This window comes from Marinobacter sp. THAF197a, assembly GCF_009363275.1.
Lineage (GTDB): Bacteria > Pseudomonadota > Gammaproteobacteria > Pseudomonadales > Oleiphilaceae > Marinobacter.
Map to the genome: position 1 here is coordinate 3,383,794 of NZ_CP045324.1, position 25,895 is coordinate 3,409,688.

At 58.0% G+C, this 25,895-nt stretch carries 25 protein-coding genes, 1 tRNA gene and 1 riboswitch; of the genes, 11 read left to right on the forward strand and 15 right to left on the reverse strand.

The features are described from left to right. Positions 1–2 precede the first annotated feature (2 nt). The 4 genes from FIV08_RS15745 to FIV08_RS15760 form a co-directional block, all read right to left on the reverse strand. Positions 3–1,127: an HmuY family protein gene (locus FIV08_RS15745; protein ID WP_061332980.1), complete on the reverse strand. Its 1,125-nt coding sequence runs from the start codon at positions 1,125–1,127 to the stop codon at positions 3–5. 37 nt (positions 1,128–1,164) lie between these two features. Continuing rightward, positions 1,165–3,168: a TonB-dependent receptor plug domain-containing protein gene (locus tag FIV08_RS15750; RefSeq protein ID WP_152439017.1), complete on the reverse strand. Its 2,004-nt coding sequence runs from the start codon at positions 3,166–3,168 to the stop codon at positions 1,165–1,167. A gap of 138 nt (positions 3,169–3,306) precedes the next feature. Further along, the gene (gene secB, locus FIV08_RS15755) at positions 3,307–3,804 is read right to left on the reverse strand and encodes a protein-export chaperone SecB (protein WP_058090491.1); all 498 of its coding nucleotides are present in this window, start codon (positions 3,802–3,804) and stop codon (positions 3,307–3,309) included. 132 nt (positions 3,805–3,936) lie between these two features. Then, positions 3,937–4,353, reverse strand: coding sequence for a rhodanese-like domain-containing protein (locus FIV08_RS15760; RefSeq protein ID WP_061332982.1), 417 nt, complete (start codon positions 4,351–4,353; stop codon positions 3,937–3,939). Positions 4,354–4,569: 216 nt separating this feature from the next. On the opposite strand from FIV08_RS15760, the gene gpmI reads away from it, so the two are divergent. From gpmI to FIV08_RS15780, 4 genes are all read left to right on the forward strand, one after another. Further along, entirely contained in the window at positions 4,570–6,117 is a 1,548-nt protein-coding gene (gpmI, locus tag FIV08_RS15765; RefSeq protein ID WP_061332983.1) for a 2,3-bisphosphoglycerate-independent phosphoglycerate mutase, read from the forward strand. A 53-nt stretch (positions 6,118–6,170) separates the two neighbouring features. After that, positions 6,171–7,274 (forward strand): murein hydrolase activator EnvC family protein, encoded by a 1,104-nt coding sequence (locus FIV08_RS15770; RefSeq protein WP_061333004.1) that lies wholly within the window; start codon positions 6,171–6,173, stop codon positions 7,272–7,274. An 87-nt stretch (positions 7,275–7,361) separates the two neighbouring features. After that, positions 7,362–8,756 (forward strand): S41 family peptidase, encoded by a 1,395-nt coding sequence (locus tag FIV08_RS15775; RefSeq protein WP_061332984.1) that lies wholly within the window; start codon positions 7,362–7,364, stop codon positions 8,754–8,756. Positions 8,757–8,791: 35 nt separating this feature from the next. Then, a complete protein-coding gene (locus FIV08_RS15780; protein WP_152439683.1) occupies positions 8,792–9,571 on the forward strand; it encodes a divergent polysaccharide deacetylase family protein in 780 nt (259 codons plus the stop codon). Here the strand turns inward: FIV08_RS15780 and hisF are convergent. The 5 genes from hisF to FIV08_RS15805 all read right to left on the reverse strand — a co-directional run bounded on the left by hisF (position 9,568) and on the right by FIV08_RS15805 (position 13,092). After that, a complete protein-coding gene (gene hisF, locus FIV08_RS15785; RefSeq protein ID WP_152439018.1) occupies positions 9,568–10,341 on the reverse strand; it encodes an imidazole glycerol phosphate synthase subunit HisF in 774 nt (257 codons plus the stop codon). The two genes, FIV08_RS15780 and hisF, sit on opposite strands and share 4 nt — an antisense overlap. Before the next feature lie 9 nt (positions 10,342–10,350). Continuing rightward, positions 10,351–11,088, reverse strand: a complete 738-nt coding sequence (gene hisA, locus FIV08_RS15790) for a 1-(5-phosphoribosyl)-5-[(5-phosphoribosylamino)methylideneamino]imidazole-4-carboxamide isomerase (RefSeq protein WP_152439019.1) — start codon at positions 11,086–11,088, stop codon at positions 10,351–10,353. Between the two features lie 176 nt (positions 11,089–11,264). Beyond that, the gene (gene hisH, locus FIV08_RS15795; protein ID WP_152439020.1) at positions 11,265–11,903 is read right to left on the reverse strand and encodes an imidazole glycerol phosphate synthase subunit HisH; all 639 of its coding nucleotides are present in this window, start codon (positions 11,901–11,903) and stop codon (positions 11,265–11,267) included. A 27-nt stretch (positions 11,904–11,930) separates the two neighbouring features. Continuing rightward, complete coding sequence (hisB, locus tag FIV08_RS15800; RefSeq protein ID WP_058090483.1) at positions 11,931–12,524, reverse strand: imidazoleglycerol-phosphate dehydratase HisB; 594 nt, start codon at positions 12,522–12,524, stop codon at positions 11,931–11,933. A 106-nt stretch (positions 12,525–12,630) separates the two neighbouring features. Continuing rightward, complete coding sequence (locus FIV08_RS15805) at positions 12,631–13,092, reverse strand: SRPBCC family protein (protein WP_152439021.1); 462 nt, start codon at positions 13,090–13,092, stop codon at positions 12,631–12,633. Positions 13,093–13,285: 193 nt separating this feature from the next. On the opposite strand from FIV08_RS15805, the gene FIV08_RS15810 reads away from it, so the two are divergent. From FIV08_RS15810 to FIV08_RS15825, 4 genes are all read left to right on the forward strand, one after another. After that, entirely contained in the window at positions 13,286–15,460 is a 2,175-nt protein-coding gene (locus tag FIV08_RS15810; protein ID WP_152439022.1) for an AsmA family protein, read from the forward strand. Continuing rightward, on the forward strand, positions 15,457–16,521 hold the full coding sequence (gene mutY, locus FIV08_RS15815; RefSeq protein WP_152439023.1) for an A/G-specific adenine glycosylase: 1,065 nt from the start codon (positions 15,457–15,459) through the stop codon (positions 16,519–16,521). The genes FIV08_RS15810 and mutY overlap by 4 nt, the downstream gene beginning before the upstream one ends. A gap of 83 nt (positions 16,522–16,604) precedes the next feature. Next, positions 16,605–16,877 carry an oxidative damage protection protein gene (locus FIV08_RS15820; protein ID WP_058090480.1) on the forward strand — a complete coding sequence of 91 codons (273 nt, stop codon included), beginning with the start codon at positions 16,605–16,607 and terminating at the stop codon, positions 16,875–16,877. A 118-nt stretch (positions 16,878–16,995) separates the two neighbouring features. Next, a tRNA-Phe gene (locus FIV08_RS15825) sits at positions 16,996–17,071 on the forward strand. 67 nt (positions 17,072–17,138) lie between these two features. Here FIV08_RS15825 and FIV08_RS15830 read toward each other — a convergent pair. Then, a complete protein-coding gene (locus FIV08_RS15830) occupies positions 17,139–17,762 on the reverse strand; it encodes a TetR/AcrR family transcriptional regulator (protein WP_152439024.1) in 624 nt (207 codons plus the stop codon). A 166-nt stretch (positions 17,763–17,928) separates the two neighbouring features. Here FIV08_RS15830 and FIV08_RS15835 point away from each other — a divergent pair, with 166 nt between their 5' ends. The 3 genes from FIV08_RS15835 to FIV08_RS15845 are packed head-to-tail and all read left to right on the forward strand — an operon-like array spanning position 17,929 to position 21,256. Continuing rightward, positions 17,929–18,759 (forward strand): SDR family NAD(P)-dependent oxidoreductase, encoded by an 831-nt coding sequence (locus tag FIV08_RS15835; protein WP_152439025.1) that lies wholly within the window; start codon positions 17,929–17,931, stop codon positions 18,757–18,759. A 39-nt stretch (positions 18,760–18,798) separates the two neighbouring features. Then, the gene (locus FIV08_RS15840) at positions 18,799–19,725 is read left to right on the forward strand and encodes a reductase (protein WP_106694099.1); all 927 of its coding nucleotides are present in this window, start codon (positions 18,799–18,801) and stop codon (positions 19,723–19,725) included. Positions 19,726–19,747: 22 nt separating this feature from the next. Beyond that, positions 19,748–21,256 (forward strand): flavin-containing monooxygenase, encoded by a 1,509-nt coding sequence (locus FIV08_RS15845; RefSeq protein ID WP_152439026.1) that lies wholly within the window; start codon positions 19,748–19,750, stop codon positions 21,254–21,256. Here the strand turns inward: FIV08_RS15845 and FIV08_RS15850 are convergent. The 5 genes from FIV08_RS15850 to FIV08_RS15870 form a co-directional block, all read right to left on the reverse strand. Beyond that, entirely contained in the window at positions 21,253–22,653 is a 1,401-nt protein-coding gene (locus tag FIV08_RS15850; protein WP_152439027.1) for a sodium:solute symporter family transporter, read from the reverse strand. The genes FIV08_RS15845 and FIV08_RS15850 overlap by 4 nt on opposite strands. Then, positions 22,643–22,753: riboswitch (TPP riboswitch) on the reverse strand. (Overlaps the previous gene by 11 nt.) A 103-nt stretch (positions 22,754–22,856) precedes the next feature. Further along, entirely contained in the window at positions 22,857–24,089 is a 1,233-nt protein-coding gene (locus FIV08_RS15855) for an aromatic amino acid transporter (RefSeq protein WP_152439028.1), read from the reverse strand. 117 nt (positions 24,090–24,206) lie between these two features. Continuing rightward, complete coding sequence (locus FIV08_RS15860) at positions 24,207–24,770, reverse strand: NADPH-dependent FMN reductase (protein WP_152439029.1); 564 nt, start codon at positions 24,768–24,770, stop codon at positions 24,207–24,209. Positions 24,771–24,964: 194 nt separating this feature from the next. Next, positions 24,965–25,375 (reverse strand): hydroxyisourate hydrolase, encoded by a 411-nt coding sequence (gene uraH / locus FIV08_RS15865; RefSeq protein WP_152439030.1) that lies wholly within the window; start codon positions 25,373–25,375, stop codon positions 24,965–24,967. A 22-nt stretch (positions 25,376–25,397) separates the two neighbouring features. Further along, positions 25,398–25,889, reverse strand: a complete 492-nt coding sequence (locus FIV08_RS15870) for a GlcG/HbpS family heme-binding protein (RefSeq protein WP_152439031.1) — start codon at positions 25,887–25,889, stop codon at positions 25,398–25,400. Positions 25,890–25,895: the final 6 nt, after the last annotated feature.

Genomic DNA, 25,895 nt, shown 5'->3' on the forward strand with positions numbered 1-25,895 from the left:
ACTTACTCCTCGGCTTGCTGAAGTTCCACCGGCAACCAACGCACCGTAGGCTGCCCGCTGTTTCCGTTCTGGTCGTAGTATCCGACGATCTGCAACGCCCAGACCGTGGACTCAGGATCATCAGCCTCAGCCTTGATCAGGAAGGTTCGGAAGTTGGGCCAGATCTTGTGTTGGTTGGTCAGGTTGTAGGCGTACCAGGTGTTATCCGTGAATACCCCGCCGGTTGAGTCCGTGTTGTAGAGCTGGGGAACACCCGGATCGCTGTCATTGGCGGCAAGTTCGCTCCAGGTCATCGGGTCGGAGGCCCCGCCTTTGCCGGCGCCAGAAACACCGCTGTTGGATTTCAGGTACCAGTCCCGACCAGAGAAGCCGACCTGGACGTCCCAGTTGTCGCTGGTGTCACAATCAACAACGGCATCTGAGTCAAAATCGAAGCATACGTCGCCGCCGTCATAGCCTGCAGGGGGGGTGAAAGTGACTGGTATGGTACTGAATTGCGACGCGCCAGAGGCCTGCACGTCAAACTCCAGTGTAAAATCCTCAATACCTTGTCCTTCGCGGGTCGGGAAATTGAAGTCGACAACCCGCATTCGGGCATAGCTATTTCCCTCGGCAGAACGCACCAGATAGCCAACATCGTCTGCCTCGCTGATCACGCCCGTGGCAAAATCATATTGAGACCAGGTATCTGAGGCCCCAAATGCACTGGCAAAGGCATCCTCCTGCCAGCTAGCCGGCTCTTCAAGAATGCCCAGCAAGTGCTCCTGCTCGGAGTTGGCGGTCGCGTTGGTGAACATATTCGCGACGGGGTCGCCATTACCATCGTAAAAATCGTCCTGGGCAATAGCCAGAGCGCCGACAACGCTGCCGGTTCCGGAAGCACCGCTGTTCACCTTGAAGCTCAGACGGTTGGCGGCAATGTGCCAGTCGCCACCTTCCTCCACCATCGCTCCGGTTTCCAGATTGAGGTAGACGGTCTCCGTTGCCGCGGGCAGCAACTGCTCGGAAAAATCGCTGACATTATCTGCATCGTCCTCCTCGATGGAGTTGTCACTACCTCCACCACAGGCCGTCAGAGCCAGGGTGGCCAGCACAACAGCCAGAGGCCTGTTATCGAAAAGTTCCATGGATGTCTCCTTCATATGTTTTTCGGGTGTTCGGGCATCATTGGCCAAAGGAAACCGTTAGCCCAGCGTAGAGGAAACGCCCGGCAACCGGTCTGAAATCTTCACTGGCATTGGAAAAATCACGCTGTTCGCCGCTAATGTTCTCGGCTCCGGCGAACAATCGAAGCTGGTCGGAGAACTGGTAGTTCAGCTTCAGGTCGGCCGTTGCATACCCGGGGGACTGGGTTCCCGAGGCCGCATTCACGAACTCTTCACTCTGGTACCGAAGCCTCGCACTCCAGGACAATCCGGGCAGCCAAAGCGGACCATCCAGCCCGAGGCGTGCCTGATGCCTCGGGCGGCGATTAAGCTCATCGCCTGTTGCCACGTCTTCGGTTCGGGTCAGGGTATAGCCGGCGGTGAGTCGCCAGTGCTCAGAGGGTTCCCAGCCAGCCGTGGTCTCGAATCCCCAGGTCCTTGCCTCGGCAAGGTTTTCATAGGAGAAAACCTGAACTCCGTCGTTCCGCGCCTCGGTAGCCTCGGCATCCGGCGAGGTCTGGATCAGTTGCTCGATGTCATTAAAGAAGGCGTTGGCTTCCAGCCATGCAGACCGGTTCCAGGACAGGCCTCCTCCAAACTGGTAGCTGACGGATTGCTCCGGCTCCAGATCAGGCGTCCCCTGCACGATGTAGCCAAGCTGACTGTGGTCAAAAGTGAAGTGCCGCTCCTTGAGATTCGGCACCCGATATCCGGCGCCGACACCACCGCGGAGGAAGCCGGTCAGAGAATCAGTCCGGATCAGGTCGTAGCGCGCATTGATCTTGGGGGCGGTGTGGGTTCCGAAATCGGAGTCATTCTGGAAACGGACGCCGGGCACCAACTCAAGATTCGCGGTGGGCATCCAGGTGTCTTGAACCCAGACCTCCTGGCTCTCACGCTGTCGGCGAGGCTCAGCACCCAGTTCGGAAGCGCCGTCCTTGGTCTGCTTGAGGGTTTCGCGGTTAACATCGACACCAGCCTGCAAGTGATGACCGAGCCCCACCGGCTTGCCCAAATGGGCAGAAAAACGAGACAGAGTAGATTCGGCACGACGGTCATCAAAGACACTGCTGGCCGTGTATTTCAAGGTATCGTCGTTGAGGGTCTCATGGACAGCGGCCCAACCGGCACGCAGATCTGAATTGCGACCATGGTCGCCAGCCAGGGTATAGCGGGTGCGAGTGACTGTTTCATCCTTACCCTGATTGATAAAAAAAGGCGGGTTGCGTTCGGTAAACCGTGACCCGGACTCCTCTTCGAATCGGGCGACCGCAGCGCTCAGCCGGTGGTTGCTGTTTGGAAACCAGTCGGTGCGGAAGCTAAGGTCGGTTCGGTCGTATTCATCGCCCGGTCGTGCCCAGGTCTCTGGCTGCGGGTCGATGCCATCGGAATGCTGGTGTGATGCGGATAATCGAAGGGCCAGCTGTTCATTGCCACCCTGGACCGAGGCTCGGGCCGAATATCGCGCGGGGTCGGCGTCACGCCCAGAAGGGTTCTGATCGCCATAGGTACCGACGTCGGCGCTGAAATGACCAGAGAACCCGGAAGCTGGCGGACGGGTGATGATGTTGACCACCCCACCGATACCGGCACTACCGTATTGAGCAGACACAGCTCCCTTGACCACTTCGACACGCTCGATATCAAGGACAGCCAACTGACTGACATCAACGGATGAACCGGTCGTCGCCGTCATCGGCATACCATCGATCAGCACCAGAACCCGGTCAGCCTCAATTCCCTGCAACCAAACCTCATACCCGGGTTTCCCGTGAACTTCCCGCAGCTGAACCCCGGGCACGTTCTCCAGCGCTTCTTTCATGCTCCGGGCGTGAGTTTTCTCAAGCTCCTTCGCGGTGACGACCTCGGTGCGCACAGGAGTGTCCAGCAACTGACGCTCCGCTCTCGTTCCAGTGACAACCAGCTCATCCAGATACAAGGCCTCGGCAATCAGATTGCGGGAACCTCCCAAAAGCACAAGGAACAGCAACCATCGCCCGAGATCACATTTCGAATTCAACATACTACACACCAATAATCGTAATGCGAACGATTATTGTTTTGTTTCAGCTAAAGATCAACCCCTTTGGTTGATGAATATCAAGCGCGCACAAAAAAACCGGCCTCAGCCGGTTTTTCATATTTCCAGAAAACCAAACGTTTAGTGAGTCTGCTCTTCCTTGGCCTCACCTGCCGCCTCTTCCTGCTTGCGCTTCAGCGCCTGGGCGTAAATCGCGTCAAAGTTCACCGGCGCCAGCATCAGGGCCGGGAAGCTGCCCTTGTTGACGATACCGTCGATGGCTTCGCGGGCGTAGGGGAACAGAATCGTCGGGCAGTACGCGCCCAGCATCTGACCGAGCTGCGGGCCTTCAATGCCAGATACCATGAATACACCGGCCTGCTGGATCTCTACGATGTAGGCAACCTTCTCACCGACCTTGGCAGTCACGGTCAGCGACAGCACCACTTCATACTGATTATCACTGATCTTGTTGTGGGCGGTATTCAGATCCAGGTTCACCTGCGGCTTCCACTGCTCCTGAAACACCAGGGGAGCATTAGGAGATTCAAAAGACAGGTCCTTCACATAGATGCGCTGAAGGGCAAACTGGGGTTGGTTCTGGTTTTCGGTGCCTGCGGCTTGCTGATTCTCAGCCATGATCAGTCCTTTCGTTCTGGTAAAAAGGGCAACAGCCCGTTGTTATGGTCACGTGAGCCGAAACAGTCTACTGCGTGGTCCCGGCAGGTAATGTGAAACAGTGCGACAGATCGGCAATCAGATCAAGCCCTGTTACTTTTTCACCAGCGGCAGATTGCTGGCTCTCCAATCGGTGATACCGCCATTCAGGCGAACCACGTTGGTATAGCCCTCAGCATTCAGCTGCTTGACCGCCATGGCTGAATGCTGGCCCATTTTGTCCGCCACAATAATCTGCTTGTCTTTGAACTTGCTCAATTCGTTGGCACGGCTCTTGAGGCTGTTCAACGGGATATTGATGGAGCCGGTAATGCGACCTTCGCCAAATTCCTTGCGGTCTCGGATATCCACCACTACCGCCTCATCCTTGTTGATCAAAGTAACGGCACCCTGAGCCGAAATTTTGGTGCCACCCCGCCGGGATTCCAACACCAGAATGGCCACCAGGAATGCCACGAACAGTGATACCAGAATGTAATGATTGACTACGAATTCAAACAAGCGGTCCATGAAACTACCCTGAAAATTTGATTTGGCGGGATTATACACACCCGTAACGACTCAAAGAAGGCAAGCGTCTTTGCCGGCAGGCTGCAAACCCGAGCCTCAAACCATAGTGCCAATGCATGATACCGATGTGCGCCCTTACGTGGCCTGCGCAAATGAAAACGGTTACAATCTGACCCACTTTAAATCCGCTACTTTCGCAATCAACCGGACGAAATGATGACCGAGACGCGCAAGCCCACTGCACTGATTATTCTCGACGGCTGGGGCCACCGGGACCCGGCTGAAGACAATGCCATTTCTAACGCCCAGACCCCGTTCTGGGACAAGCTCTGGCAGAATCAGCCCAAGACCCTGATCAACACCTCAGGGATGTTTGTGGGGCTGCCCCAGGGCCAGATGGGCAACTCCGAAGTAGGCCACATGAACCTGGGTGCCGGCCGGGTGGTCTATCAAAGCCTGACGCGTATCGACAAAGACCTTGAAGACGGCAAGTTCCAGAGCAACAACGCCCTGTGTAACGCCATTGATAAAGCCGTAGCCAATGGCAAGGCCGTTCACATCATGGGCCTGCTGTCCCCCGGCGGCGTACACAGCCACGAAGACCATATGCTGGCTGCCGCAGAGGTTGCCGCGGCCCGTGGTGCCAAAGAGGTGTACATTCATGCGTTCCTGGACGGCCGTGACATGCCCCCGCGCAGTGCTCGCCCGTCCCTGGAAAAAGCCGCAACCAAAATGAAAGCCCTGGGCGTTGGCCGGGTGGCGACTATCGTGGGCCGCTACTTTGCCATGGACCGCGACAACCGCTGGGATCGGGTGGAAGCCGCTTACAACGCCATGACGTTGGGCGAGGCGGAATTCACGTTTGAAGATCCGCTCACCGCGCTGGATCAAGCCTATGAGCGGGGCGAAAACGACGAGTTCGTAAAAGCCACTCACATTCGCGCCGAAGGCCAGCCGGAAGGCACCATCAACGACGGCGATTCGGTACTGTTCATGAATTTCCGGGCTGACCGCGCACGGGAAATGACCCGTACCTTCGTGGAACAGGACTTCGACGGTTTTGACCGCCGAAAACACCCGGCACTGGCCGACTTTGTGATGCTGACCGAGTACGCGGCAGACATCAAAACCTCCTGCGCCTACCCGCCGGAGCAGCTGAGCAATGGTTTGGGTGAATATATGGCCGCGCTTGGCAAAACCCAGTTGCGCATCGCTGAAACCGAAAAGTACGCCCACGTCACCTTCTTCTTCAACGGCGGCCTGGAAACCCCGTTTGAGGGCGAAGACCGCATTCTGGTGCCGTCCCCGAAAGTCGCCACCTACGACCTGCAGCCGGAAATGAGCGCACCGGAAGTCACCGACAAGCTGGTCGAAGCCATCAAGAGCGGCAAGTACGACTTGATCGTATGCAACTACGCCAACGGCGACATGGTTGGCCATACCGGCAAACTGGACGCCGCCATCAAAGCCGCTGAGTGCCTGGACCAGTGCGTGCAGCGAGTGGTGGAAGCCCTGGACGAGGTGGGCGGTGAAGCGCTGATTACCGCCGACCACGGCAACTGTGAGCAGATGACCGACCCGAACTCAGGCCAGCTGCATACCTCCCACACCATCGGCCCAGTGCCGCTGGTCTATACCGGCCACCGCAAGGTCACTCTCAAGGATGACGGCAGCCTGTGCGATATTGCACCGACCTTACTCGCCCTGATGGGCGACGAAAAACCAAAGGAAATGTCCGGGCACAGCCTGGTCGATTTCAGCTGATCCGGCTGCCGGAATACGTGTTCACGCGGCTCGCCATACTGGTGCTGGCCCTCATGCTGGGGGCCACGCCACTGCATGCCCAGCAGGAAGTCACGCCGGCCCAGGTCGAAGCGCTTAAAAAGCGTATCGCCACTATCGACAAATGGCTGGTCAGCGCCGAGAAGAACCGGTCCGACCTGGAAAAGCAGCTGGTTGCCACCGAACGCAGAATCAGCGACCTGACCCGTGAGCGCCGCGAACTTCGGGCCCGGGCGGATGAACAGCAACAACGGCTTGGCGAACTGCAAACGCAGGAAAACGAGCTGGCCGACACCCTCGACAAACAACGGGACAGCCTGAAGAAACAAATACGCGCCGCCTGGATGGAAGGCGATGCACCAGCCCTGAAAGTTCTCCTCAATGAAATCGAGCCGGGCATGATCGCCCGCACCCTGACCTACTACGAATATCTCAGCAAAGATACCGTTGAACGGCTGGAAGCCTTCCTGGCCAGTCTTCAGGAACTCAAAGCCGCCCGCGCGGCCGTCCAGGCCAGCCGGGTGGAACTGGCGAAAACCGAAAGCAATCTTGAACAGCGCCAGAAGCAACTGGCAGACACTCGCAAGGAACGGGAACAAACCCTGGCGGCCCTGAATGCCGATATCCGTACCCGCCGAGGCGAGAGGGATGATCTGGAGGCAGACCGCAAGCGTCTGGAGCGGCTGCTGGAAGAGGTTCAGGAAGCCATTGCCAGCATTCCCGCCCCCAACGAATCGCGCCCCTTTAAATCGTTGCGCAACCGCCTGCCATGGCCGGTTCAGGGCCGGGTTGTGAGTAACTACGGCGCAACCTACGCCGATGGCAAGCTTCGCCGTAATGGCCTCATCATGAACACCTCGGAAGAAGCCGAGGTCAAAGCCGTACACTACGGCCGGGTCGTCTTCGCCAACTGGCTTCGCGGTTTTGGTCTGATGACCATCATCGACCACGGCGACGGATATATGACATTGTATGGTCATAGCAGCAGCCTGTTCACCGCCCCCGGGGACTGGGTAGGTGCTGGCGAAACCATTGCCCTGGCCGGGCGCACCGGAGGCACGGAAGATCCGGCGGTGTATTTTGAAGTGCGCCAGAACGGCAAACCGGTCAACCCCCGCAGCTGGCTTGGCAAACCCTGAACCAAAGGGCTGACAAACACCGCGCCGGGCGCCATACTGTCTGGAGCCTAGCTGGTCCAACTTGCGGAAACACAACAGGATATGTGAATGAAACGGGTTAGAAGTACTCTCCAGATCTCACCACTACGTGCCATCGCACTTGCGACCTGTTGTCTGGCCGCCCCCGGACTGGCCCTGGCACAAGACCAGGAAGCCCAGACCCAGCAAATTCTGGAAGGCATCCAGAACGGCGAGCGGGTACAGATTCAGCTCCCTGACCCGGAAGAACAACTGCCCCTGGATGACCTGAGGAAGTTCACCGAAGTCTTCAGCCGTATTAAAGCCGCCTATGTGGAAGAGGTGTCAGACCGCAAACTCCTCGAAAGCGCCATCAAAGGCATGCTGTCTGACCTGGACCCCCACTCTACCTACCTGGCCCCCAAGGATTACGAGGAACTGGAAGAAAGTACCTCGGGTGAGTTTGGCGGTCTGGGCATTGAAGTGGGTATGGAAAACGGCTTTGTAAAAGTCATTGCCCCCATTGACGACACCCCCGCTCACAAAGCCGGCGTACTGGCAGGTGACCTGATCATCAAACTGGACGAAAAGCCGGTCAAAGGCATGTCGCTGGAAGAAGCGGTCAAGCTGATGCGCGGCAAACCGGGAACGGTACTGACCCTGACCATCATGCGGGAAGGCGAGAGCGCCCCGATCGAGATCGACGTTACCCGCGATGTCATCAAGGTAACCAGCGTTAAATCCCGGATGATTGAAAATGGTTACGGCTATGTGCGGATTACCCAGTTCCAGGCTGAAACAGGACGGCAGTTCCGCCAGGCCCTGACCAAACTGGAGGAAGAATACGGCGGCGACCTGGATGGCCTGATTATCGACGTTCGCAACAATCCCGGCGGCGTATTGCAGGCAGCCGTCGAAACCGCAGACGCCTTGCTGGATGAAGGGCTGATTGTTTACACCGAGGGGCGCATCCAGAGCTCTCGGCTTCGATTCAGCGCCAAAGCCGGCGACATTATGGAAGGCACCCCCATCGTTGTTCTGATCAACGGCGGCTCGGCCTCCGCATCCGAGATCCTCGCCGGTGCGCTGCAGGACCACGGCCGTGCGGTGATTATGGGCACCAAGTCGTTCGGCAAAGGCAGCGTGCAAACCGTTATCCCGTTGGACGAAACCCACGCCATCAAGATGACTACCGCCCGTTACTACACACCGGAAGGCCGTTCAATCCAGGCTACCGGTATCAAGCCTGACATCGAAGTGCGCCCCGCCGAGCTGACCGAACTTGACGGCCGCCCCTTCTTTACCGAGGCAGATCTGAGCGGTCATCTGCAAGGTCAGGATGAGGAACAGGAACGCCTGGAACGGCAGCAGCAAGCCGAAACTCCGGCTTCTGCAGCTGAGCGCGATTACCAGCTGCGTTCCGCGCTAAACCTGCTGAAAGGCATGAACATTCTCAACCGGCGGGATCAGGGCAAAAATAAGTGACGCTATTGAAAACCGTTGTTCTGCTGGCCGGCTTGATGGTCGGGCCGGCAGTCTTTGCCGCGAGCCCCGGGGGAGATCAGTATCCCCCGACGATTGCTATTATCATCGATGATATGGGCCATAACCTGTACGAAGGTCAGCGGCTGGCGCAGATGGAACAGCCGCTGACACTGGCCTTCCTGCCCTTCCGCAAACACACTACCTCTCTCGCCAAGCTCGCCTATCAGCAGAACAAGGAAATCATGCTGCATGCGCCAATGGCCAATACCCGGCACTTTGGGCTGGGGCCTGGGGGGCTGACACCGGATATGGACGAAGCGACCCTGACCAAAACTCTGAGGCGCTCGCTGCAATCCATTCCCCATGTCAGCGGGGTGAACAACCACATGGGCAGCCTGCTTACCCAGCAATTGCAGCCTATGGACTGGGTAATGAAAGAGCTTTACCGATACCCGGTGTATTTTGTTGACAGCCGTACCATCGCCAACTCAATCGCAGGGCAAGTCGCACAGGCCTACCAGATTCCCAGCCTGACCCGGGACGTATTCCTGGACCACGAACAAACCGAAGAGTTTGTGGACCAGCAGTTCCAGCTTCTGATCAAAACCGCCAAAGAAAAAGGCACAGCCATCGGCATCGGCCACCCCCACAAAGTGACTGTGGATTATCTGGAGAAGCACTTGCCGAAACTGGATGAACAGGGCATTGCCGTAGCAACCGTGAGCGGCATCTGGGCCATGCGTAATGGCAACCGGGAGATGTTTGCGGAAGGCGAGAAGCAGGCCATTCGGCCTGCCTATGCTAAAGGGGATTAATCCCGAACTTCGATACCCTGTGCCTTCATAAAGGCCTTGGCCTCGGGAATGGTGTGCTGGCCGAAGTGGAAAATGGAGGCTGCCAGTACCGCATCTGCACCACCCTGAGTAACGCCATCCGCCAAATGCTGAAGCTCACCCACACCACCTGAGGCAATCACCGGCACCGCCACGGCATCACTGATGGCTCGTGTCAGCCCCAGATCAAAACCGATCTTGGTGCCGTCGCGGTCCATGCTGGTGAGCAGCAACTCACCGGCACCCATATCCACCATCTTTCTGGCCCATTCAACAGCATCCAGCCCGGTGGGCTTACGACCACCATGGGTAAAGATTTCCCAACGGGGCTCTTCGCCTTCTGCACTCACGCGCTTGGCGTCAATGGCCACCACGATGCACTGGCGACCGAAACGTTCGGCAGCTTCCTTCACAAATTCCGGATTGAATACCGCCGCAGTGTTGATGGATACCTTGTCAGCACCGGCATTCAGCAGCTTACGTATGTCGTCTACAGTGCGCACGCCGCCGCCCACGGTCAGCGGGATAAACACTTCTGCCGCCATGCGCTCTACGGTTTCGTAGGTGGTGTCGCGGCTTTCACTGCTGGCGGTGATGTCCAGGAAGGTGATTTCGTCCGCGCCCTGTTCGTTGTAGCGGCGCGCCACTTCAACAGGATCGCCGGCATCGCGGATATCGACAAAGTTGACGCCTTTAACCACGCGGCCTTTGTCGACGTCCAAGCAGGGAATGATGCGTTTTGCCAGTGCCATGATCTGTCCTCAGTTTTTCAGGCTGTCGCAGTAGGCTTGCGCTTCGGCCACATCCAGTGTGCCTTCGTAGATGGCACGGCCGGTGATGGCACCGATGACGCCTTTGTCGGCTACAGTCGCCAGGCGTTTGAGGTCGTCCATGTTGGTGACGCCGCCGGAGGCGATCACCGGGATACCGCCCTCTTCTGCCAGCTTGGCGGTGGCTTCCACGTTCACGCCCTGCATCATGCCGTCACGGGCGATATCAGTGTAAACAATGGAGGATACGCCGTCGTTGGCGAAGCGCTTGGCGAGGTCTACCGCCATAACTTCGGAGACTTCGGCCCAGCCGTCGGTGGCTACGCGGCCGTCTTTGGCGTCCAGGCCGACGATGATGTGGCCGGGGAACTCTTTGCACATTTCGGTGACGAATTCGGGCTCTTTAACGGCCTTGGTGCCGATGATGACCCACTGCACGCCGGCCTTGAGGTATGCTTCGATGGTTTCGGCGGAGCGGATACCGCCGCCGATCTGGATGGGCAGGTTCGGGTATTTTACGGCAATGGCTTTGACAATTTCGCCGTTGACCGGTTCGCCGGCGAAGGCACCATTGAGGTCGACCAGGTGCAGGCGGCGGGCGCCGGCGTTGACCCATTTGGTGGCCATGTCGACGGGGTCGTCACCGAATACGGTGGAGTCTTCCATGCGGCCTTGGCGCAGTCTTACGCATTTGCCGTCTTTTAAATCGATAGCGGGGATGATGAGCATTTTGTTCTTCCTATTCAGAAAGTCGGGCAAGGAGTTTGGCGCTCGCACTCTGGAGCAGGGAGGCCTTTCAGGGACACGCTGTGAATACATCCCTGTACGCTTGACTGCAGCATCCCTGCTGCAGACAGTCCCTGAAAGGCCTCCCTGCCCCAGAGCGCTACTATGTGCTTGCCTGCTTACTTTCCAGTCCAGTTCGTGAAGTTTTCCAGCAACTGCAGGCCTGCCCGGGCGCTTTTCTCCGGGTGGAACTGCGCTGCAAATATGTTGTCCCTTGCCACCGCTGCCGCCAGGTCGACACCGTAACGGGTGCGGCCGGCCATGTCGGCGTTGCCTTCGGCTTCGGCGTAGTAGCTGTGCACAAAGTAGAAGCGGTCGCCGTCCGGGATGTTGTGCCAGAGCGGGTGGTCTACGGTGTGGTACACCTGGTTCCAGCCCATGTGGGGCACTTTCAGGCGTTCGCCGTTTTCGGTGAGGTTGTCACCGAAGTAGCGGACTTCGGACGGGAACAGGCCGATGCCTTCCACGCCGCCGTTTTCTTCGCTGCGGGCCATCAATGCCTGCATGCCGACGCAGATGCCGAGGAACGGGCGGTCCTGGGAGACTTCTTTGACGAGTTCAACCACGCCCAAACGGTGCATTTCGGCCATGCAGTCGCGGATGGCGCCAACGCCGGGCAGGATCACCCGGTCGGCTTCGCGGATTTTGGCGGCATCGTCTGTAACCAGCACGGTGCAGTCCGGGGCCACGTGCTCTACGGCTTTGCGGGCGGAATGCAGGTTGCCCATGCCGTAGTCGATGATGGCGACGGTCTTCATGGTGGTTCTGTTCCTTTCGGTGACCGGTTACAGGGCGCCTTTGGTGGACGGGGTGATACCCGCCATGCGCTCGTCCATTTCAATCGCCATGCGCAGTGCGCGGCCGAAGGCTTTGAACACGGTTTCGATCTGGTGGTGGGTGTTCTTGCCCTTCAGGTTGTCGATGTGCAGGGTCACCATGGAGTGGTTCACGAAGCCCTGGAAGAACTCGGCAAACAGGTCTACATCAAACCCGCCCACGCTGGCGCGGGTGTAGGGTACGTCCATGAGCAAACCGGGGCGGCCGGAGAGGTCGATAACCACGCGAGACAAAGCTTCGTCCAGGGGCACATAGGCGTGGCCGTAGCGGCGGATGCCCTTTTTGTCGCCAACAGCCTGTTTGAAAGCCTGGCCCAAGGTGATGCCGATGTCTTCCACGGTGTGGTGGTCGTCGATGTGCAGGTCGCCCTTGCAGGTGATGTCCAGGTCTACCAGGCCGTGGCGGGCAATCTGGTCCATCATGTGCTCAAGGAAGGGCACGCCGGTGTCAAAGCAGGCTTTGCCGGTGCCATCGAGGTTGATCTCGACAGAGATCTGGGTTTCAAGGGTATTTCGCTCTACCCGAGCCTTGCGTTCAGCCATGGAGACTCCGTCTAGAAAACAGGCTTGCTACTGTAAACATTCAATTCGCAGATTATACCTGTTAACACAGCCGGAGTCCCGCAACCGCATCAATCGCCCTGATAGCTCAGAACGCGTTCTTCAGGTTGTTCATGTAGGTGTCTACAAGGCTGTTGAACTCGTGCTTGATGACCGGGCTGATGGCCAGTTTGAGCAAGCTGGGCAGGGGCACTGTCAGTTGGGCGCTGGTCTGGAAGCGCACTTTGGTTGAGTTGTCGCCGTTGGCAGTGAGAGTCCAGGCACCGCTGACCACGCCATTACCCTCACCTTTCACCGGTTCCCAGGTAATCTTTCCGTTGTCTTTGTCTGCGTGATAGGTGCAGGCATACACAGACTGGATGGCGTGCTTGTCGACACCCACTTTTTCCATTTCCCAGCGGTAGGCGTTACCACCGAGGTCAACCAGTTTGTCTACTTTCGGGAAGTGGCTGGCAGATTTGGGGACATCTGCCAACAGATCGAATACTTCGTTATAGCTTGCCGGAATCTCCAGGTCCCGGTTCAGCTCAATCGATACGGTAATGGCCACAGCCGACTCCTTCTTATGCTTATTTATGTGCCGGGCGTTCGCGCCGGCCTCGGAAAAGAGGGTATTTTGAACCAAGACTAACGCATTGTCATATTCCTGCACTGTTAATTTACTAACCCTGCGTTATCCTTTGGGTTATTCATCCGTAATAGTCAGGTACCACACCCTGCCGGGAAGACAAGGAACTCGTACCATGAAAGTTATCCGCTATGCGCTTTACGCCGTGATCGCCCTGATCGTGCTGGCCGTCGCCGCTGTTGCCATTGCCGTTGCCGTGATCAATCCGAATGATTACAAACCCCAGATTGAGGCTGCGGTTGAGAAGCACACGAACCTGGACCTTATCCTGGAAGGCGACATTGGCTGGTCTTTTATTCCTCTGGGCCTTGAGCTGAATGATGTCGAGGCCACCCTGGAAGGCGAGCGCCTGGTTGCGCTGGAGCGGCTGGTTGCCCAGATCGATTTCTGGTCGCTGATTGCCATGGCGCCGCGAGTGAACACCTTCCTGCTGGATGGCCTGGATGCGCGACTGGTGGTGAATGAGCAGGGCGAAGGTAACTGGACGCGCATCATGCCCGAAGGTGAACCCGCCGAGGCGCCTGAACAGGCGGCCGCGGAGCCAGACACAGCATCCGAGGAAGCCGCGGGCGGCGAGATGCTCGACTTCAACGTTGAAAACATCGAAATCACCAACGCCCGGGTTCACTACAACGACCTGAGCACCGGCCAGTCCGTGACCCTGGAAGATTTCACGGTTTCCGCCAGCAATATCACCCTGGGCTCGGAATTCCCCCTCGATATTCGCTTCAAGGTGGAAACCGCCCAACCGCAGTTTGCCGTTGATGGCAGCATCAGTGCCCGCGTGAACGCTAATCAGGCCCTGAACGAGTTTGCGGTATCCGGCCTCAAGGCCGTCTTTGACATGAACGGCGAACCTTTCGGTGGCAAATCCGTGAAGGCGGAAGTGGCCGGATCGCTGCAGGCCAACCTGGAGGAGGAATCCGCCTCTCTGAACGACTTCACCGCGAGCTTGGCTAACCTGAAGCTGAGCACCAACCTGAATGTTCAAGGCTTTGGCGATCAGCCGGCACTGGATGGCCGCCTGGAGATTGCCAGCTTCTCGCTCAAGCAACTCATGAGCAATCTGGGCCAGCCGGCAATAGAAACCGACGATCCGGATGTGCTCAAAGCCATTGCACTGTCCACCAACCTTGGCGGCCAGCCGGGCACCGTTGCCCTGAGCGACCTGAAAATCACGCTGGATGACACCACCTTCAACGGTGGCGGCAGCTACAACCTGACCAACGGTGGGCTGACCTTCAACCTGCAGGGCGACAAGATCAACGCCGACCGTTACCTGCCGCCAGCTACCGATGAAGATGAAGCGGCACCGCAGCAAACCGCCGAAGCGGGCCCGGAGGGCGACCTGTTGCCACTGGAAACCATTCGCGACCTGCTGCTGGATATCGATTTTGGCCTGGGCGAGCTGATCATAAGCAACCTGACTATCAACGAGATCAAGGCCAGCACCACCGCCAAAGACGGCCTGCTGCAAGTGGATGAGTTCAGCGGCAAGCTCTATGACGGCAGCTTCGGCGCCAACGTCACCATCGATGCCCGTACCGACAACCCGAAATGGAGGGTTCGCTCTGACGTGACCAGCGTTAAAACACTGCCCTTGCTCACCGACCTGGCAGAAGTGGACATGCTGTCTGGCGCCGCCAACCTGAACGTAGCTGTCGACACCAACGGCAACCGCGTCTCTGCCCTGCGCAGCAATGCCAAAGGCGAGATCAGCTTCAACCTGGCCGAGGGCATGCTGCGCAATATGAACCTGACCCGTATGGCCTGCCAGGGCATTGCGTTGGCCAACCAGGAAACTCTGGGCACCACCGACTGGGGCACCCACACACCCTTCAACGATATGCGCGGCACCCTGAAAATTGATGGCAACACTCTGAACAACACCGACCTGGTTGCCGCACTCGCCGGTATGCGCCTGGAAGGCGACGGCACGGTAGACATGGAGCAGAGCCAACTGGATTACGAACTGGGACTCAGAATCGTGGGCGAGATTCACCGTGACAATGCCTGCCGGGTAACCGAATACGTACAGAACGTGGTGATTCCGGTGGAATGCCGCGGCAATTTTGTTGAGAACCCCGCAGGCCTGTGCTCCTTTGATGGCTCACGCTTCCGGGACACCCTGAAAGACATTGCCGCCAATGCGGCCCGAGCAAAGGTTCGGGAAGAGACAGATCGCGCCAAGCAGCGGGCCGAGGAGAAGGCTCGCGAGGAAATCGACAAGCGCCTGGGCGAAGATGGCGAGCGTGTGCGGGATGCCGTTCGGGGGCTGTTCAACCGATGAGTGACCGGTTCGCCGACCAGCTACTGGCGTGGTACGACCAACACGGCAGGCACAACCTGCCGTGGCACCATAACCGCAACGCATACCGGGTGTGGGTCTCTGAGATCATGCTTCAGCAGACCCAGGTCACCACGGTGATTCCCTACTTCGAAGCTTTCATGGCGAGTTTTCCAGATGTGCACGCCCTGGCCGCAGCACCGGAAGACGATGTGCTCAGCCACTGGTCTGGCTTGGGCTACTATGCCCGCGCGCGCAATCTGCACAAAGCCGCCAAACAGGTGGTTGAGGAATTCGGGGGCGAGTTCCCCTGCGACCAGGAGCAACTCGAATCCCTCACCGGCATTGGCCGTTCAACCGCCGCCGCCATCATTGCACAGGCCTTCGGAAAACGGGCCACCATTCTGGACGGCAACGTAAAACGGGTTCTCGCCCGCTATCACGCCATACCCGGGTGGCCGGGGCAAACCCAGGTGCTCAACACACTCTGGGAACACGCCGAAACGCATACGCCCCAAGATCGCGCCCGGGACTACACCCAGGCCATCATGGACCTGGGCGCCATGGTGTGCACCCGCAGCAAACCCGCCTGCGACACCTGCCCCATCAGCGATGGCTGTGCAGCCAAGGCACGCAACGAGGTGAAGCTTTACCCAGGCTCAAAGCCGAAAAAAGCCAAACCGGAAAAAACCACCTGGATGCTGATCCTGGAAGACGGCGAAGGCCGCATCCTGCTGGAGCGCCGGCCACCCAGCGGCATCTGGGGCGGCCTGTGGAGCCTGCCGGAGCTGGACCCGGCCTACGGCTCGGAAGAACTGCAGGACGCCTGTGAGAAAGAACTGGGTATCACCTGCCAGGACCCGGACCTGATCAGCGGCTTTCGGCACACGTTCAGCCATTACCACCTGCACATCCAACCCGCGCGACTGCCAGTCATAGACGTGTCCGGCATTGCCGATTCTGACAGGCATCGCTGGCTACATCGCGATGAAGCATTGTCTCTGGGCTTACCTGCCCCCATTCGCACCCTGCTGACAGAACCGGAGCAAGCGGCCCTGCTCTGACCCCAGCAATTGCCGATGCTCAAGTCACACCCGGAATTGATCTGTTATCATTCGCCAAACTGAACATCAACACAGGAGCCGCCATGAGCCGCACCGTATTCTGCCGCAAATACCAGAAAGAAATGGAAGGCCTGGCCATGCCCCCCATGCCCGGCCCCAAAGGCCAGGAGATCTATGACAACGTCTCCAAGCAGGCGTGGGAAGAATGGCAGAACCAGCAGACCATGCTGATCAATGAAAAGCACCTGAGCATGATGGATCCGAACAACCGGAAATACCTTCAGGCCCAGATGGAACGCTTCTTCAACAACGAGCCGTTCGACAAGGCTGAAGGCTACGTTCCACCGGAAAAATAGCCAAACTGATCAAGGCCTGAACAACCGGAAAAGATTCTGAAAATTTTTGCCGGGCGGCCTTGACTACCCAACCCTAAACCGGTTTAATAGCGCCCCGTTGCAGCACATAGCTCAACACGCCCGGATAGCTCAGTTGGTAGAGCAGAGGATTGAAAATCCTCGTGTCGGTGGTTCGATTCCGCCTCCGGGCACCATTAAGAATTCTGACAAAACCCGCCTTGTGCGGGTTTTGTTGTTTATGCCCTCTCCGTTTCTTCCCGACTACTTCACCGCATCCCGCAAGAACGACAACTCCGCCGCTATGTAATGGCCAATCATACTCGCCAGCCCGTCCGCCATTTCATCGAAACTGACCATCGGGTCCGGGTCAGACAAATGACGGATAACGGCGAATATGCCGCCATTAATTCCAATGTAGGTGATCGCTGGAATGCGGCTAACCCGAAGGGTTTCCGGGTGCTCCATCAAGTAGCGCATGATGACGTTATTGAGCACCTTGTAGAGCGGATCCAGGTGGAGCTCAAAGTCCACCGCCATGGCGTATCGCACACACTTGAGGTACCGGCCATCGTCCTGCTCAAGAAAACTCCGGAACTGGTTCAGCAATGTGCGAATGGCCTCATCAATGGGCATCTGTACCAGGGTTGGCGTTAAGGGCTTGATCATCGCCGCTGTGTCGGAGATGAAGCGTTGGCTCATGGCGTTGAAGATGGCCTGTTTGTTCTCGAAGTATTCATAAAGCGAACCTACCCCTACGCCTGCTATCTCAGCGATGTGTCGTGTTGTTGTGTCAGCCGGCCCGCGCTGGCTCAGGGCAATAAACCCGGCTTCTACGATCGCGTCCACCGTGGCGCGCGAGCGATCCTGTTTTGGTTTCCTGGGCATAATTTTCCGAATTGAATCCGAACAAGCGTTCGCTCTAATCTGCAGTCAGCTGGGCGCAAACACAAGCAGGGCAAGGCTTTCAGGCCTATTCGGCACTGGTTTTGTCCCTTTCAGGCGGCACAAGCCCTGGCAGCGTCACACTTACATCAAAACTGCGGAAATCTTCATGTTCAAAAATTCTCTGACTAAAAATGCCCGTGCAGTCATCACTGGCGCTGGCAGCGGCATCGGCAAAGCGCTGGCACTGGAGCTCGCCCGGCGCGGGGGCCTTGTGGTGTGCTCTGACATCAACCTGGACGCCGCGGAACAAACCGCCAGCGAAGTCCGCCGCCTCGGTGGCCAGGCATGGGCGGTCGCCTGTGATGTCAGCAAGCTGGAACAGGTGCAGGCGCTGGCTGATAAAGCCGACGAGTTGCTGCCGGAACCGGTCAACCTGGTGATTAACAACGCGGGCGTTGGCGTGGGCGGTAAAACCATTGGCGAAACGTCTATCGAAGACTGGGAGTGGACGGTCAACATCAACCTGTGGGGCGTGGTCTATGGCTGCCATGTATTCGCGCCCCGGCTGCGCCTGCAGGAGCAGGCCGGCATTATCAATGTGGCCTCAACCGCCAGCTTCTCCGCAGCGCCGCTTATGGGGCCATATAACGCCACCAAAGCGGCCGCGCTGGCGATATCAGAAACCCTGGCGGCGGAACTCTCCGGCACCGGCGTCAGCGTCACCGCACTGTGCCCTACCCTCGTGAAAACCAACATCTCGGCCAACGGCCGCATACAGGGCGAATCCAATGACCTGTTTAACCGGCTGATGGACCGCATCGGCATGTCCGCCGACAAGGTTGCTCGCATGGCTCTGGATGGCCTGGATAACAAACAGCTGTACGTCATGCCACAGGTCGATGCCCGCATGATCTGGCGAATCAAACGTCTGCTGCCGAATTCCTATGCCGCGATCACGGGGCTTATTAATCGCCGGATGACGTCCAAGTTCGTCTGATGACAGGCCTTAACCCTCCCCACAAGCCAGGAGACTGACATGGCAAAGATTGATCTCGATAACATGCTGGAAAAGATCAAAAACACTCAGTGGAGCCTGTCGGATGTCGACTGGGATGCTCCGGGCGCTGAGCTGATTACCCCTGAACAGTGGCCAAAACTGAAGGCTTTCATGGCAGACCTTATGTGGATCGAGCACGTGGGTGCCAGGGCCTTTGCCGCCATGGCCAAGAAAGCGCCCGACGACACCCTGCGCCAGATTTACACCTATTTCCACGCCGAAGAACAGCGCCACGCCAACGCCGAAATGGCCTTAATGAAACGCTGGGGCATGCTGGAAGATGGCGAATTGCCGGAGCCAAACAATAACCTGAGGCTAGTCATTGAGTGGCTGGACAGGTTTGCCGATGATCAGCCGGTCTATGTGCTGGGCACCGTGGTACCCATGCTGGAAATTGCGCTCGACGGCGCACTGTGCAAGTTCCTCCTCGATACGGTAGACGACCCGGTGTGCCATCAAGCCTTCGAACTGATTAATGGCGATGAGGCCCGCCACCTTGGCGTGGGTTTCACCGTGATGGAAATGCAGGGCCATGGCAAAACCTATATCGAGCTTATACGGATGACCGCGCAGCTGATGGACCCGAGGCTGATCTTGGGCATTGCCTCTTATTTTCCGCTGCTTAACAAGATGCGGGACAACATTGTCGAAATGGGCTTGCCTGAGGAAAAGCTGTACGAAGCCATGCGCAAGTTCGAGAAGATCGGAGGGCGCACCGGGGACGGCCGAAGGAACCCCTGGTTCCAGATCATCAAGCACCACGGCAGGTTCGTGGTCGACCGAAAAAAACGCTTCTACCACGCGCCCATTGATGCCCTGGTGAAGGTGGCCGACGTCATCCCAAGAAAGGCGTTTCCGGCCGTACCCAGCTGGGTCAAAGAGATTACCTACCACCCGACCGCCTGACCACCGTTTACGAGATTACCTGATGAAGAACAACCAAGCGCTTCCTCAACAGCAGTCGCCTGCCGACGCATTGATCATTGGGGCCGGCTTTGCCGGCCTGGGCACCGCCATTCGCCTGCAACAGCAGGGCATTCGCAACATCACCATTCTGGAGCGATCAGACGATGTTGGAGGCACCTGGCGAGACAATCAGTATCCGGGAGCTGCCTGTGATATTCCCTCCAATCTCTATTCTTTCTCGTTCGCCCAGAACCCGAACTGGTCCCGTAGTTTTTCAGGAAGCCAGGAGATTCTGGAATACATTCATCATCTGGTGAATCACTTCAACCTTCGGCAATACATCCGGTTCAACCAGAATGTCAGCAACCTGGCCTGGGACCAGGACAAGGGCCTCTGGCAGGCAACGACCACGGATGGCGATGTGTTTTCAGGGCGCACCGCAGTGATGGCCCAGGGGCCGCTTTCCAACCCCGGTTGGCCCGGTATCGCCGGCCTGGACGAGTTTGAGGGCAAGAAGATACACAGCGCCGCCTGGGATCACGATTACGACCTGAAGGGAAAGCGCATCGCGGTGATCGGCACGGGTGCCAGCGCCATACAGATCGTACCGGAGCTGGCCAAATGCGCCGGCAAGCTGACGGTATTTCAGCGCACTCCGCCGTGGATCATGCCACGGCCGGACTTCACCACACCGGACTGGAACAAGACGCTGTTCCGCAAAGCGCCCGTGAGTCAGACCGCCGTCCGCAAGGCACTCTATCTGGCCCATGAGTCCATGGCCTTGGCGGTCATCTGGAACTCGCCGCTGACCCGTTTTGCCGAACGCCTCGGGCGGTGGCACTTGCGCAAACAGGTGCCAGATCGCTGGCTACGCCGGCAACTGACCCCGGACTATCGCCTGGGCTGCAAGCGCATTCTGGTTTCCAACGACTACTACCCGGCCCTGCAGAAACCGAACACCAAGTTGATTACCTGGCCGATAGACCGGATAAGCCAACACGGCATCCGCACCGTGGAGGGCATCGAACACCAGTTCGACTGCATTGTGTTTGCCACCGGCTTCGAGGTGAGTAACGCAGGTACACCGTTCCCGATTACCGGCATCGACGGACGGTCACTGAATGAAGAATGGAACCGAGGCGCCCAGGCGTACAAGAGCATCAACGTGTCGGGCTACCCCAATCTGTTTTTTACCTTTGGGCCAAACTCCGGACCAGGCCATAACTCTGCACTGGTCTATATGGAATCCCAGATGGATTACATCGTCCGGAGCATTCGCACCATCAAGAGCCTCAAGCTCAAAGCCCTGGATGTTCGGCAATCGGCGCAGGACGACCACAACCGAAGCATCCAGAGCCGGCTGGCCAAAACCAACTGGAATTCCGGATGCCAGAGTTGGTACCTCACCGAGGATGGATTCAACGCGACGATGTACCCCGGCTTCGCAACACAATACGCGAAGCAGATGGCCGATCTGGAACTGAAGGATTATCGCCTGCTGGCAGAAGAGGCCGCGAGCGAGACCGTTTAAGGCCGCCCGACAGCCTCCTGAACCCCGGCACCCGGATACAACCACGCAATCAGCAAACTGACCAGGCTTGATGCCAGCAAGGCGCCAAGGAACGGCGCCAGCGTTGGAATGCTGTCCGGAAAACTCGCCGCCAGTGCACCGGCGGTGAAGCTCCCCTGGCTCACCCAGCCGGGAAGCACGGCACCGAGCAACCCTGCTACGCCACCGGCCACCGCAGCCAGCGGCGACATACGGCGCCACAATCCCAGCAAGACCGGCACCACAATCGCCGCACAGAGCAAGTCTGCGATCAGGAACAGCCGCAGCACTGAGAAGCCCTGAAGGGCCACCCACACCACCGGCACCATCAGTATCACCGTTGCCCAGCGGGCGGCGCGCACGGACAGGCCGCGCCTTCCCGAACTGGCCACCGCCATGGAAGCAATGGCGTTCTGCAAGGTATCGACACTGGATGCCACCAGCGTCACGGCCAGAACCAACGCCGGCAAAGCAAGCCAGGCCGGTGCGGCGGAGAGTAATGCGAAGAATGGAATGGGAGGCTCGCCCAGCGGTAACCCATGCATGGCCGCCAGCATCCCCAGGCCGCCAATGGCCATGACCACCAGGAAGGTGCTGACGCCGCCCAACCCCGCGCCGCGCCCAAGGGCACGGTCCGTTTCAGCAGCCCACACCCGCTGCCAATACCCTTGATGAAACAGGTTCGCGGCGGTCACCGCAATCACCAGAGTGAGCGCGACAGAAATCGCACTGCCAACCGGCACCGAAGGCATGACCGCCTCCGTTGGCATGGAAGGCAGCCAGTACCAGGCCACGCCACCCACAAGCAGCAACAGGGCCAACAACAACCAGGCCTGCCAACGGTCCGTAGCCAGGCTCGCCCTCAAGCCGCCGACAGAGGTATAAATCAGTGTGACCAGCGCCACACCGAGAATCACCAAAGCGGGCGGCACATCGGAAAGCAGCGCGGCAATGGCGCCGATAGCGGTGAGTTCGGCCGCCAGGAAACACGCCATGTAGGCTACCGACACCAACGACACCCAGCGTCTTACCCCGGCGCCATAGCAAGCCTCGGCGAACTCGCCGATACTCCGGCCTGCCGGTAACCGCTTACGGATGGCAGGACCATAGAACCCCAGCACCAGAAACGGTAACGCAGAGCCAACCGCATAACCCGCCAGCGCCACAGGCCCTACAAACGCGCCAATTTCCGGTGGCGCAAAAAGAATCCACGCCCCCATGCCGGAAGCAAGGAACGACAGCCCGATGGCCTGTGCACTCTGAGAATTTCGGGCGGTAACATAGTCATCCAGCAGACCATCCGCCCGCCGTGCCCGCAGGCCAAGAACAGCAAACCCGAGGAGCGCCGCGCTGAGCACGGCAACCGTTAGATAGAACAAGTCGCACTTCCTCCGCCGGTATTAACCGGATCAGGTTCCAGGGTCGGCGCTTGGCCCTCTCAGCCCCCGCATCGGCGGTGGGACTCCCCTGGCGACGAGTAAATGAAATGTTAAGCCAACTGTTGGATTATCAACAGTTGGCAGGCACGAGTGTAAAACCGATACTACTCGCTTACAACGGTCACGGGGACAGCCTGACTGATTCAGTACGCCAGTACCGGCAACCACCCGGCCAGTCCCATGAAGTGGAACAATACTGTCACCACACCGAAAACCAGCACCAGTGCGATAGCTGCCTGCCCACCCGGCGCCCTGAAGCCAACATCCCCACCTGCCAACGTTCGTGATTTACGGGCCAGAAGCGCGGGAATGATACAAGCCCACACAGCCGCTGCAGCACCGGCATAGCCGATAGCGAGCACGAAGCCGAAAGGGAACAGCAGTGACAGTACTAGCGGTGGCATAAAGGTGATTGCCCAGGTTTTGGTGCGGCCCTTTCGGTCGTTCGTGAAACCGAACAAGTCAGCCATGAAATCGAAGGTTCCCAGCCCGACACCGACAAAGGATGAGAGTATTGCCGCTGCAGAAAATGCGCTGATGGTGTTCGCCACCCGCTCCGAATCGATGGCAGACCCAAGGGCCGCCAACAGAGCATCCACGTTACCACCCTGGGCAACGACCGGCCCGAAATCCGCGCGGGGCAGATTGCCGAAAATGCTTACCAACCAGGCGAGATAAAATGCCAGCGCAATCGAAGTGCCACCGAGAATCGCCTTCTGCGCCTTTCTCTCCTCGCCATAATAGGCCCGCATCGAAGCAACGGAATGGTGGTAGCCAAAAGACGTCAGCGCCACCGGCAACAAAGCCAGAGCATAGGGCGCATAGTGGCCCTGCTGGCTAGCAGTATCGTACAGAACACTGAAATCAATTCGGGCGGCAAGGCCGGATACCCCCAGCACAAAGCTCAGCAACATAAAGGTAACCAGCACCACCGACAGCCGATCCACCGCCCGGGTTGAATGCCAGACCACCAGAGAAAACACCGCAACAAAGGCAACCGAGGCCAGCTTGCTGCTGAGCCCGGTCACACCCTGAATAATCAGCCCGGATGATGTGATGTAGGCATAAAGCAGAATACCGCCAACAAAGTAGACCATCAGGTTACTGAAAACATTCACTCGCGGCCCAAGCATGGCTTTGGTGACGGTATTGAACGACGCCCTCAGGTCATGGTGTTTCAGCGCCTCCAGCAGCATCCAGCCGGATAGCGTCATCACCACCATGGTGAGCAGCAATGCAAAGCTGGACCACAAAGTCCAGGCGCCGGCTCCGGAGCTGGGCAAGCCAAGCATGCCAGCCCCAACACAAACGCTGGCGATAATACAGGCGCCTCCAATCGCGGAGGGCGTGCGCGCGGAGGCGACGCTTTCTTCCATATTTGAAGCCCAGTTACTACAGCTTTAACGAATTTATCGGCCAGGCCAGGAAGGCCATACCATCGGGATGGCAGAGGGCCTTGGCAGGGTTTTCGCCGGGGTTTTCCAGCCGGAGAATTAGCGCAAGGTCTTCAGTGCAGCGGCCCACTTGGCCAGTTCCGTCAGCATGGGAGACGCTGAACCGGTATGGTGCTGGGTCGGCTGGAATTTGCGATTGTCATCCAGCAACTCCCAGGGCATCTGCACCATCACGCTCTCAACCATCGGCATCATCTTCACCGTGGTGACCAGTTGCTTGGCCATTTGCGCAGAACGGAGGCCGCCGGAGACACCGCCGTAACTGACAAAGGCACAAGGCTTGTAATTCCACTCGTTGTAAACGTAGTTAATCGCATTCATGAACGACGGCGGCGGGCAGAAGTTGTATTCGGGAATCACAAACACGTAGGCATCTGCCTTGGCGACGCTCTCAGACCAGGCCTTGGTGTGGTCATGCTGGTACTGTTGCTGCCGGGGATGGTTAGGTTCGTCATAAACCGGCAGGTTAAACTCCGCCAGGTCTACCAGCTCGCTGGCAAAGCTGCCCTGCTCGTTGGCAAAACCGTTAAACCATTCGGCGATGGATGGGCCAACACGGCCGGGGCGGGTGCTGCAGATGATGGTTTGTAGCTTGAGAGGCATAGCAGGATTCCTTTTGCTTAATTGACAGACCGCCAATGCAGTCCAGGCAAGATACCTGCCCGGACTGCATTCGTTGAGATAGCCATCAGTCTAGCGCCAGATGCCCACTGTGGGTAACAGAAGCTTTTGTCGCATTCATTCAGTTTTACTGACTCACGGACTTAATACCCACCAGCACATCGCCAATCACATGATCAATTACCACGATAGGTTGAGAATCCATAAGGGCTCAGCAGCAGCGGCACATGGTAGTGATCCAACGCGGCATCCATGGTGAAGACCACTGGGATTTCCGGGAAGAAGGTGCTGGTGTTCTGTTTTGCAAACCAGTCACCTGTTGCAAACACCACTCGGTAGGTTCCCTCAACCAGGCGTTCTCCATCCGGATACAACTCTCCAATACGGCCTTGTTCGTTGGTTACCGCCTGATTCAACTCAACCCACTGGCCGCTCTCTTTGCGCTCCAGGGTGACAGTCACATCCGGTGACGGCAGGCCGTTTTCGATATTCAGAACGTGCACGCTCAACGGGTTACCCGCCGCAAACGCCATGCTGGAAGTACCGGCAATCAACATACCCGCAACAACAGATTTCATAGAAAACATACTGTTTACTCCTCGAATGCATTCAGTTTTTCAGGGTTTGGATAGCTGCAACAGCGCAGCCTTCATCAATGGCAGAACCACCGGCACCGGCTACGCCGATAGCTCCAATGACTTCGCCGCTCAACCGCACCGGCACTCCGCCACCGAGCAATAGAAGTTCGCTCACGGTCGCCAGGTTCTCGGATTCCGGATTGCCTCTGGCAATATTGGAGAGCTCACGACTGGCCGTTTTGGTGGACAGGGATGTAAATGCTTTGCGCTGGGCGGCCAGAGTATTGTGTGGCCCTATGTTGTCGTCTCGCTGGAGCGCGACGAGATTCCCACCACGATCTACAACCGCCACCACTGCCGTTCGGTTATCGGCATGGCAGGCGTCCAACGTGGCCCCAATCAGATAGTTCGCAAGCTCCAGAGACATGTTCTGCTGATGCAGCGGCTCGGGCTCAGCAAGAGCTGCGCTGGATGCCAACACAAGTCCAGAGATCAGGCCTTTTCCTATTGTGTGTCTTTTCATTGGGTG